This window comes from Acinetobacter sp. YH12045 (genome assembly GCF_013419925.1).
GTDB classification, from domain to species: Bacteria; Pseudomonadota; Gammaproteobacteria; order Pseudomonadales; family Moraxellaceae; genus Acinetobacter; species Acinetobacter amyesii.
The window spans coordinates 305,902-316,183 of record NZ_VOZE01000003.1 but is presented as its reverse complement, the minus strand read 5'-3'; the positions used below and the strand labels follow the sequence as shown (position 1 = coordinate 316,183).

9 protein-coding genes and 1 rRNA gene are annotated in these 10,282 nt (G+C 39.7%); 9 read left to right on the top strand and 1 reads right to left on the bottom strand.

Features of this window, described 5'->3' with window-relative positions:
- The 8 genes from rrf to hisC form a co-directional block, all read left to right on the top strand.
- Positions 1 to 104: ribosomal RNA gene (gene rrf, locus FTU02_RS06575) — 5S ribosomal RNA — on the top strand; the annotation flags it as partial.
- A gap of 286 nt (positions 105 to 390) precedes the next feature.
- Positions 391 to 1,845, top strand: coding sequence for an RNA polymerase factor sigma-54 (locus tag FTU02_RS06570; protein WP_180156392.1), 1,455 nt, complete (start codon positions 391 to 393; stop codon positions 1,843 to 1,845).
- Between the two features lie 169 nt (positions 1,846 to 2,014).
- The gene (gene hpf, locus FTU02_RS06565) at positions 2,015 to 2,347 is read left to right on the top strand and encodes a ribosome hibernation-promoting factor, HPF/YfiA family (protein WP_078191195.1); all 333 of its coding nucleotides are present in this window, start codon (positions 2,015 to 2,017) and stop codon (positions 2,345 to 2,347) included.
- 135 nt (positions 2,348 to 2,482) lie between these two features.
- On the top strand, positions 2,483 to 2,734 hold the full coding sequence (gene ibaG, locus FTU02_RS06560) for a BolA family iron metabolism protein IbaG (protein ID WP_078191194.1): 252 nt from the start codon (positions 2,483 to 2,485) through the stop codon (positions 2,732 to 2,734).
- A 6-nt stretch (positions 2,735 to 2,740) separates the two neighbouring features.
- Positions 2,741 to 3,997, top strand: coding sequence for a UDP-N-acetylglucosamine 1-carboxyvinyltransferase (gene murA / locus FTU02_RS06555; RefSeq protein WP_180156390.1), 1,257 nt, complete (start codon positions 2,741 to 2,743; stop codon positions 3,995 to 3,997).
- Positions 3,997 to 4,698, top strand: coding sequence for an ATP phosphoribosyltransferase (gene hisG, locus FTU02_RS06550; protein WP_180103104.1), 702 nt, complete (start codon positions 3,997 to 3,999; stop codon positions 4,696 to 4,698). Before murA ends, hisG begins: the two co-directional genes overlap by 1 nt.
- Positions 4,699 to 4,899: 201 nt before the next feature.
- Positions 4,900 to 6,198, top strand: a complete 1,299-nt coding sequence (hisD, locus tag FTU02_RS06545; protein WP_180156388.1) for a histidinol dehydrogenase — start codon at positions 4,900 to 4,902, stop codon at positions 6,196 to 6,198.
- Positions 6,199 to 6,388: 190 nt separating this feature from the next.
- On the top strand, positions 6,389 to 7,486 hold the full coding sequence (gene hisC / locus FTU02_RS06540; protein WP_180156386.1) for a histidinol-phosphate transaminase: 1,098 nt from the start codon (positions 6,389 to 6,391) through the stop codon (positions 7,484 to 7,486).
- Between the two features lie 117 nt (positions 7,487 to 7,603).
- Here the strand turns inward: hisC and pabB are convergent, their stop codons facing one another.
- On the bottom strand, positions 7,604 to 8,944 hold the full coding sequence (pabB, locus tag FTU02_RS06535) for an aminodeoxychorismate synthase component I (RefSeq protein ID WP_180120400.1): 1,341 nt from the start codon (positions 8,942 to 8,944) through the stop codon (positions 7,604 to 7,606).
- A gap of 255 nt (positions 8,945 to 9,199) precedes the next feature.
- Between pabB and FTU02_RS06530 the strand changes: the two genes are divergently transcribed.
- Complete coding sequence (locus FTU02_RS06530) at positions 9,200 to 10,177, top strand: DUF6160 family protein (RefSeq protein ID WP_180156384.1); 978 nt, start codon at positions 9,200 to 9,202, stop codon at positions 10,175 to 10,177.
- Positions 10,178 to 10,282: the final 105 nt, after the last annotated feature.

Sequence of the window (10,282 nt, the reverse complement as noted above, 5' to 3'; positions counted from 1 at the left end):
TAGCAAGAGTGAACCACCTGATCCCTTCCCGAACTCAGAAGTGAAACCTCTTAGCGCTGATGGTAGTGTGGGGTTACCCATGTGAGAGTAAGTCATCGCCAGCTCATTATTCGAAAACACCCCCTGATATCTCAGGGGGTGTTTTTTTTTGTACGGTGAAAAAGGGAAAGAGGGAAGAAAAATGGAGAGGGAAATAGAGTGAAATTAATAATATATCAAACTAAATAATTCATTTATAAGGCGAATTGTTCCTAATAAAAGAATAAATTAGCTGAATAATGAGTCTACAAAAGACAAAAAATCGGGCGTTCTGTTCAAAATTATGCTATAAAAAATAAAACGGCATAAAAATTGCTTATAAAGTGCGGTTAATTATAGGGGGAGTTATTAATGAAATTAGCGATGGGGTTAAAGGTTGCCAATTCCTTATCATTAACACCTCAATTACAACAAGCTATTCGTTTATTACAGCTTTCAAGTTTGGAATTGGAACAAGAAATTCAAATCCAACTCGACAGTAATCCTCTATTAGAGAAAGTTGAAGAACAGAATACCGTTGAAAGTTTAAATAGCTTGCAAGAACAAGAACGGGAAAATAAAGACTTAACCAATGAATTAAATGCCGATCATTTACCTGATGAGTTACCAGTGGATACAGAATGGGATGATGTATATACCCATCAACCCACAAGTTTAGGTGCTGCTGAATTTGAAGAGCGCGAAGATAATCGGCAGGGGCATCAAAGTTTACAAGCGCATATGCTTGAGCAAGTTAATCTTTTACACTTTTCTGTGATCGATAAATTAATTGCGCACTGTATTGTCGATGCACTAGATAACAAAGGTTTTTTAGATTGCGAATTAAATGAAATTACACAATCGGTTCAGCATCTTTTAGACTCTATGGATTATGAAGAAGAAGTCGAAGATGACGAAGTTTTGGTGGTTTTAAAGCATATTCAGCGTCTAGATCCTGTAGGGGTAGGCTCACGTAATCTTGCTGAATGTCTAATGGTACAAGTTGAAAATCTTCCTGAGCATATCGAATATCGATATGAAGCTATTTTATTATTGAAAAATTATGAATTGCTGATTAGTAATGAATTACCCAAGTTGATTAAGCAAACCGGTTTAAATACGGAACAGCTTAAACTAGCCATTTCTTTGCTAAAAACATTAAAAGCGCATCCAGGGCAAGAATTTGAAGATAAAGATTCAGACTATCAAATTCCAGATGTTGTGGTCTTAAAAAAGAATGAACATTGGTTGGTTCAATTAAATCCTGATGTGATGCCAAAACTGCGGGTAAATTCTTTTTATGCCAATATGATCAAGCGTGCAGATCAAAGTGATGATAATCAATATTTACGTAATCAAATGCTTGAAGCTAAGAATTTCATTAAAAGCATTGATGAACGACATAAAACTTTATTAAAAGTAGCAACCTGTATTGTGGAGCATCAACGAGCGTTCTTTGAACAAGGTCCTGAGGCAATGAAGCCTTTAGTACTACGTGACATTGCCGAAGAAGTCGAACTCCATGAATCCACAGTTTCCCGTGTAACCACAAATAAATATATGCTCACACCACGTGGATTATTTGAGTTGAAATATTTCTTCTCAAGTCATGTTGGAACGTCATCGGGTGGGGAAGCGTCTTCGACTGCAATTCGTGCAAAAATTAAAAAGCTGATTGCAGAAGAAAATACACGTAAGCCTTTGTCTGATAATGCAATTGCAGTTTTGCTTAATGCGGAAGGTATTGATGTTGCTCGTCGTACGGTTGCGAAGTATCGTGAATCGTTACATATTCCATCATCTTCAGAGCGAAAAGTGTTGATCTAAAATTGAAAATCTGACTATTCTAGAGGTTCATTATGACGAAATAATGAATCTCTTTTTTATATAAGGAATAGCCGAAATGATCTGATCGTGTAAATGTATGCTTCGCATATTGAGTTGGATAATTCGGCTTGAACTTTTCAGGTCCTGAAAGAAGGTGAGGGATAGAATTATGCAGATTACAATTCGTGGCCACCATTTAACAATTACGCCAGCAATAGAAGAAAATATTCGTCTTAAATTTGCGGAAATGACCAAACATTTAGATCAGGTCAATAGTATGCAAGTTAAGTTGACTAAAGATCATCAAGTTGATAAACGTTCAAAAAAAGGCAGTGATAATCATATTGCAGAAGCGATTATACGATTACCCGGGACCGAACTTTTTGCGCAAGCTTGCGCTGATGATATGTATACCTCGATCAAAAAATTGTCTGAAAAATTAAAAAAACAATTGCATAAACATCGAAAAATGCAGCTCATTTATATGCCTTTAACGGTTTAGATTGTACATTGTACAAAAAGAGGTTTTTTATAACCTCTTTTTTTATATATATAATGTATGTGACTAATGAATTATTTTTTAGATTTATAGTAAAATGACGGGTTTTACACCGTTAGTCCTATATGGGGTCTTGTGATGAATAGTGAACAGCTCACTGAAATTTTAAAAGCTGCTTTTCCAGAAGCTGAGGTTGCAGTTAGTGGGCAAGGCGGCAAATTTGATCTTCGCATCGTCGATGATCAATTTGAAGGCAAACGTCCTGTTGCTCGTCAACAATCTGTTTATGCACCTTTGAACTCCTACATTGCCAGCGGTGAAGTACATGCAGTAACAATTCGTGCAATGACCAAAGAAGAATGGCGCAAAGCAAGCTTATTCGGAGCTTAATAATTAATGGATAAATTTCTGATTCAGGGCGGTACTCAGCTCGAAGGTGAAGTTCGTATTTCTGGTGCGAAAAATGCTGCATTGCCATTACTCGCTGCAACTATCCTTGCGGATACACCTATTACATTAACCAATGTTCCAAATCTAAAAGATGTGAACACCTTAGTGAAATTGATCGCAGGTTTAGGTGTTCAAATCAGTTATGAAGGTGATACGGTTAAGGCAGATACTTCTAGCTTAGATAACCAATTTGCACCATATGAACTCGTGAAAACCATGCGTGCATCTATTTTGGTGCTTGGGCCGTTATTGGCGCGCTATGGTAGTGCAAAAGTGTCTTTGCCGGGTGGATGTGCAATTGGTTCACGCCCTGTAGATCAACATTTAAAAGCTTTAGAAGCACTTGGTGCTGAAATTGAAGTTGAAGCTGGCTATGTGCATGCCAAAGTGGATGGTCGTCTAAAAGGTGGCGAAGTTGTCTTTGATATGGTCACAGTTGGTGGTACTGAAAATATTCTAACTGCTGCGGTTCTTGCAGACGGTGTCACCACGATTCGTAACGCGGCTCGTGAACCTGAGATTACTGATCTTGCTAATATGTTGATCAAGATGGGTGCAAAAATCGAAGGTTTAGACACAGATACTTTGGTTGTTACAGGTGTTGAAAGCTTACATGGCTGTGAATATGCCGTTGTTGCAGATCGTATCGAGACAGGTTCTTATCTTGCTGCTGCGGCAATAACTGGCGGTAAAATCAAAACCACGCATACAGATCCAAACTTGTTGGAGTCTGTGCTGGATAAATTTGAAGAAATGGGCGCGGAAGTTACGCGCGGTGAAGATTGGATTGAACTGGATATGATGGGTAAACGCCCGAAAGCAGTAAGTTTCCAGACTTTACCACACCCAGAATTTCCAACCGATATGCAAGCACAGCTTATGGCGGTGAATGCAATTGGTCGTGGTTTTGCCACAATTTCAGAAACGATTTTCGAAAACCGTTTCATGCATGTACCTGAATTAGCACGTATGGGTGCCAATATTCAGGTTGAAGGTAATGATGCTGTTGTTACAGGTGTAGAGAAATTATCTGCTGCACCGGTGATGGCAACTGATTTACGAGCTTCTTTCTCATTGGTTTTAGCAGCACTTGCCGCTGATGGGGAAACGTTGATTGACCGTATCTATCATATTGACCGTGGTTATGAAGATGTTGAAGCGAAGTTACAAGGTTTAGGTGCCCAAATTAAGCGAGTAAGTTAATGAGCGATATGAGAAACGATGATCCCAATTTTGACGTAATGGGCAATTTTGATCATGGTTTAACTTTAGCATTAAGTAAGGGACGTATCTTAAAAGAAACTTTGCCATTGTTGGAGACAGCTGGCATTAACTTATTGGAAGATCCGGATAAATCTCGTAAGTTAATTTTTCCAACGACCCATAAGCACGTACGTATTTTAATTTTACGTGCTTCTGATGTACCAACTTATGTTGAAAATGGTGCTGCAGATATTGGGGTGGCAGGTAAAGATGTGCTGATGGAACATGGTGCACAAAATGTGTATGAACCATTGGACTTAAAAATTGCCAACTGTAAGTTAATGACGGCTGGTAAAGTCGGCATGGTTCGTCCGAAAGGTCGTTTAAAGATTGCAACTAAGTACGTCAATTTAACCCGTCAATATTATGCAAGCTTAGGCGAGCAAGTTGATGTGATCAAACTGTATGGTTCTATGGAACTTGCACCTTTGGTTGGTTTAGGTGATTACATCGTCGATGTTGTGGATACAGGGAACACTTTACGTGCCAATGGTTTAGAGCCTTTGGAAGAAATCTGTAAAGTGTCTTCACGTTTAATCGTGAACAAAGCAAGCTTTAAACGTAAACAAATTTTGTTGAATCCAATTCTTGCACAGCTAGAAAAAGCCGTGGAAGAACGCGAGCAAGCAAAAAAAGCATAAGTTGTTAAGTTTCTAGCTATGCTGATCAAACCGCTCAAATTTGGGCGGTTTTTTTATGAAAACTGAAAAATAATGATAAAACTGTATTTTCATCAATTTTAACGAAAGTTATTTTCAATAAAACTCCACATGAACACATGCGATAGATGTCCACAAGCTGCTGTAAAACAGGTAAACTAATCTTTTCCAATAGATTACCTTGTGGGTAAATTGATGCGACGTTTATCGACTCAAGATCAAAACTTCAAGCAAGCTTTTGCTGACTTGTTGGCTTTTGAAACTGTGAATGATCCAGAACTTTTAAAAACCGTTGACCAAATCATTGCTGATGTTCGTCAGTATGGTGATGCTCATGTTCTTAAATTGACACAGCAGTTCGATCGACATCCAGCGCATCAATTCTCAGAATTAGAGCTGACGCAAGCACAACTGAAAGCAGCATTTGAGGGTTTAAGTTCAGAAGTGCGTGAAGCCTTAGAACTTGCTGCGAACCGTGTTCGTGAATTTCACCAAGCGCAAAAGCAAGACGGCTGGACCTATGTTGATGCTTTAGGAAATACCCTTGGTCAAAAGGTCACACCGCTGGACCGTGTAGGTATCTATGTACCAGGCGGTTTAGCTTCTTATCCGTCTTCTGTATTGATGAATGCTGTACCTGCGCATGTTGCTGGCGTGCCTGAAATTATTATGGTGGTGCCTGCGCCGAATGGTGATTTGAATCCATTGGTTTTGGCAGCAGCTTACTTAGCCGGCGTACACCGTGTATTTACCATTGGCGGCGCGCAAGCGGTTGCAGCATTGGCTTATGGTACACAAACCATCCCATCTGTGGATAAAATCACAGGCCCGGGCAACCGTTTTGTTGCTGCAGCAAAACGTGCGGTATTTGGTCAAGTCGGTATTGATATGATTGCAGGGCCATCCGAAATTTTGGTCTATGCAGAAGGTCAAAACAACGCTGAATGGCTGGCTATGGATTTGTTGTCGCAAGCGGAACATGACACTGTGGCTCAAGCGGTGTTCATTACGCCAGATGCGGATCTTTTAGATCAAGTGGAACAATGGATTGAAAAGCATTTAGAAGCGTTACCAAAAGCGGATATTGCGCGTACTTCAATCGAAAACCGCGGCGCATTGGTTTTAGTCAAAGACCGTGCTGAAGGCGCCGAATTGATTAACCAAGTTGCGCCTGAACATTTGATGCTGTGCTTAGATGAAGCTCAAGAAATGGCTGAAGATATCCGCCATGCCGGCGCGATTTTCATGGGGCGATATACACCGGAAGCGATTGGTGATTACTGTGCAGGTCCAAACCACGTGTTGCCTACATCGGGCACAGCGCGTTTTTCATCACCGCTCGGTGTTTATGATTTCCAAAAGCGTTCAAGTTTAATCATGTGCTCTGAAGATGGCGTGAAAACTTTAGCGAAAACGGCTGATACATTAGCACAGCAGGAAAATTTAGATGCGCATGCGCGATCTGCGAGATATCGTTATTAGTAATAAAATATAGACTAGGTGAAAAACTTAGTTTTCCAAAACTATAAACCTCTCCCTAACCCTCTCCTGAAAGGAGAGGGAGTTTTATACTGTTAAAAACTGAAATAGATCGAAAGCTATTTAAAAGTATATTTGAAGATTCCTCTCTATTTGGGAGAGGTTAGGAGAGGGTGAAAAAGAGCAAAATAAAATGCCAAATATTACCTCTGAACAAATGCGTTTTTGGAGCCCTAATGTACGTGAATTAGAACCGTACACACCGGGTGAACAGCCTAAAATCCAAAATATTTTAAAACTCAATACCAATGAAAACCCATATCCGCCATCGCCAAAAGTGGTGGAAGCTGTACAAAAAGTGTTAGCAAATTCTGCTGATGTTTTACGTTTATATCCAGATCCAGATGCGTCTGAGTTAAAGCAAGCGATTGCAAAACAGCAGCATGTGCCTGTTGAACAGGTCTTTGTTGGTAATGGTTCGGATGAGGTGCTGGCGCATATTTTTAAAGCCTTTTTTGTGCAAGAGCTGCCGGTTTTGTATCCAGATATTACCTACAGTTTTTATCCGGTTTATAGCCAATTTTTTGGCATTGCGGCCAATACTAAAATTTTACCGCTCAATGATGCCTTTGAAATTGTGGTGGATGACTATAAACAGCCGAATGGCGGCATCATTATTACCAATCCGAATGCACCAACCAGCATTGCTTTAGGTTTGTCTGCAATTGAGGAAGTGTTGCAAGCCAATCCAAATTCAGTGGTTGTGATTGATGAAGCGTATGTCGATTTCGGTGCGGAATCTGCTGTGGCTTTGGTTGCGAAATATGAAAACCTTGTAGTTTGTCAAACCACGTCTAAGTCGCGTTCACTTGCTGGTTTGCGTGTCGGTTTCGCGATTGCACAGCCGCATTTAATCGCAGCGCTTGAGGCGGTAAAAAATAGCTTTAACTCTTATCCGATGGACCGTTTTGCGATTGCAGCAGCCGTGGCGTCATTTGAGGATCAAGCCTATTTTGAAGCGCAAAATGCCAAGGTGATTGCGAGCCGTGAAAAACTTGTAGGTCAGCTGTCTGAGCTGGGCTTTAAGGTATTGCCGTCTGCGGCAAACTTTATTTTTGCCTCATTGCCAAATAAAGATGCAGGTGAGTTGGCTGCTGAATTGCGTGAACGCGGGATTATTGTGCGTTACTTCAATAAGCCGCGGATTAATCAATTCCTGCGGATCACCATTGGCACAGATGAACAAAATCAGCGCCTTGTAGATACTTTGAAAAACGATATTTTGGCTTGATTGCTGCAAGTTACTATAAATTTAAATCTACCCTAATCTTCCTTTCGAAAAGGTGAGAAGCACTGCTTCGCAAGGGGAGGGTTATAAAAAAGCGATTCAATTGAATCGCTTTTTTGTTTAATCTTCCGTATACCACGTGTTTAACAAATCCAGCATCGCTTCGACTTTATCAAAGCATTCTTGATATTCAGCATCGCAATCAGACGCGATGGTGATTCCGCCACCTGCCCACAGCGAAACCTGATCTTGGTATTTTTGAATAGAGCGGATTAAAATATTCCAAGAGCCCGTGCCATCGTGATTAAAATAACCCATCGAGCCGCAATAGGCGCCGCGAGGAGCACCTTCAAGTTCATCAATGATTTGCATCGCGCGAATTTTAGGCGCGCCGGTAATCGAACCGCCCGGCAGTGCTGACATCAGAACCTCAAAAGGGTTTACATCGGTTTTCAGCACGGCCTCAACTTCACTGACCATGTGATGCACCTGATTAAAGCTTTCAATATCAAAAAGTTTTGGTGTTTTTACAGAGCCTGTTTCAGCATAAACACTCAAATCATTACGCAGTAAATCGACAATCATGACATTCTCAGCCATATCTTTTTCAGATGATTTTAATCGTTGTTTTGAGTGCGCATCTAAAACTGGATCTTCATAGCGAGGCATCGTGCCTTTGATTGGTTTAGTAATAATCTTGCGTTTAGGCTTAAAATCTATAAAAAGTTCAGGCGAACAACTTAAAATTTCAAAATCATTAATACGTAAGTAGCCTGAATATGGTGCATCAGTCAGTGACCAAAATTCTTGAGCGGTATCTAAGAGTGAACCGTTTGCTTGAGCTGTGAATTCTTGTGTTAAATTAATTTGATAGCAATCGCCCGCTTTAATATATTCCTGAACTTGATCAAAGGCTTTTGTGTAGTCTGACTTGGACCATCTTGCAGTACATTTTTGCGTTAATTTAAATCGATCTTGAGCGATTTCGGTTTGAATTAGGTGATCAATGTAGTCGTAAATCTTAGCTGCAGAATGATCAGAACTATAAAAATACCAACCATCATTTTCTAGTCTTAAGAAACTAGAAAATTGTCCTAAAAACAAGCGAGGTTGCGCTTTGGCATGCAGGTAAATCTGTTGCTGCGCTGCATAATCATAGCTAATAAAACCAGCCCAGCCCCCAGAAAACCCGCTGCCTAAGTTTGAACATAAATCTTGGAAGGCAATATTTTGCAAGGGCTGAGTATCAGATTCCTCATATTGATCTAAATTGGTACGGACATAAGCTTTAAGTTCATCATTCTTCAATTGTTGATATTGATTTGCCAAAAAGCAAATAACAGGTTGGTTTTGATCTTCTAAAAAAATCACATGTGACAAGGGTGCAAGCGCTTGCAAAATATTTTGAGCACTAACATTTTGTTTGAGAATAAATTTTTTAAAAGAAATCGGTTTTTGCATCAACAGAGAAATTAAATTTAAAGACTAAAATGGATTTTATACCATTCCTAATTCATTTGGTTTGCAAATACCGTTTATCGGTAAGAATTAGATTGCGACCAACGACAGTTGAACAAATTTCAGCTTGGATATAATTTAATCGAGCGAGCAAACAACTCAAGGAAAGATTTAACAGTTGTCACAAAATAATATTACAGCTGAATAAATCGAGTGGTTGAAAATCAAAAAAAATAAATACTCTTGGGAGAGTACCGTATGAAAAATTTCACTAAATTAGCTCTAGTTTCTTCAATCGCATTTAGTGCGAATGCTATGGCTATGCAAGCAATGGACGATGCTGCACTTAGTTCAACCACTGGTCAAGATGGTATTAACATCGGGATTGGTATTTCTAAAATTGAAATTGAAAAGCTTTTCATTCACGATAACGATGGTTTAGCTGCAAAAGGCACAGCAGGTGTTAATGCTGGTTCGGGCGGTACAAGCACTGCTGGTGCGATCGTTATTCAAGGTAACGGAATTGCTGGTGATGCATTAGAAAACAAAGGTATCATCATTGGTGCAAACTATGATAACGGTGGTGCTTATCTTCTAGCTTCTCGTAATTTAGCTGATTTACGTATCGATACTGATGCGGGTACTGGTGCAAATGGTGCATTCATTAACATCGCAGCGGATGTGTCTGGTTTAGATATCAAAATTGGTGAAATTGGTGTAACTGCATCTGGTACAGCGGGTACTACGGGTATTCGTCGTGGCGGTGATGATAACAACTACAATGCAATTTTATCTGGCCTTTCTCTAAAAACGGGTCCAATGACTGCAAATGTTCAGTTGGGTGCTGCTCCACAAGGTGCAATGATTAAACTGAGTACAACTATGACAGGTGGCTTAGAAATTAAAGATCTAGGAATCCTTGATGCATCAACTAAAACGGCTACACGTGAAGCAGGTGAAATCTTCATTGAAAGCATCAAAGTTGCTGATGCGGGTAAATCTGATTTAACCATTAACCAAGATGTTCGTGTTTATGGTAAAGAAGGCACAAACAATGGTTATATTCAAATGGTAAGCAACTCTGGGCCAATTGATAACTATGTGAAAGGTGTTCATCTAGGTAGTAAAGACGCTGGTTCAATCGGTGATATCGAAGTTCAAGGCTTACAAACGTTCTACAGCCCAGCTATGGGTGTATATAACCAAGGTTCTGTAATTACAATTTCTAGTAAATAATCTAGAATAAAAATAAGGCGCGTGTTGATCACGCGCTTTTTTTTACAAAAAAGTGCGGAATGACCCAATAAAGCATAAAAAAATGCTGTTTTTTTATAAAAAAAA

Excerpts from the sequence above, each read along its gene's own strand:
- FTU02_RS06570 (WP_180156392.1), top strand. The coding sequence starts at position 391 with ATGAAATTAGCGATGGGGTTAAAGGTTGCCAATTCCTTATCATTAACA.
- hpf (WP_078191195.1), top strand. The coding sequence starts at position 2,015 with ATGCAGATTACAATTCGTGGCCACCATTTAACAATTACGCCAGCAATA.
- ibaG (WP_078191194.1), top strand. The coding sequence starts at position 2,483 with ATGAATAGTGAACAGCTCACTGAAATTTTAAAAGCTGCTTTTCCAGAA.
- murA (WP_180156390.1), top strand. The coding sequence starts at position 2,741 with ATGGATAAATTTCTGATTCAGGGCGGTACTCAGCTCGAAGGTGAAGTT.
- hisG (WP_180103104.1), top strand. The coding sequence starts at position 3,997 with ATGAGCGATATGAGAAACGATGATCCCAATTTTGACGTAATGGGCAAT.
- hisC (WP_180156386.1), top strand. The coding sequence starts at position 6,389 with ATGCCAAATATTACCTCTGAACAAATGCGTTTTTGGAGCCCTAATGTA.
- pabB (WP_180120400.1), bottom strand. The coding sequence starts at position 8,944 with ATGCAAAAACCGATTTCTTTTAAAAAATTTATTCTCAAACAAAATGTT.
- FTU02_RS06530 (WP_180156384.1), top strand. The coding sequence starts at position 9,200 with ATGAAAAATTTCACTAAATTAGCTCTAGTTTCTTCAATCGCATTTAGT.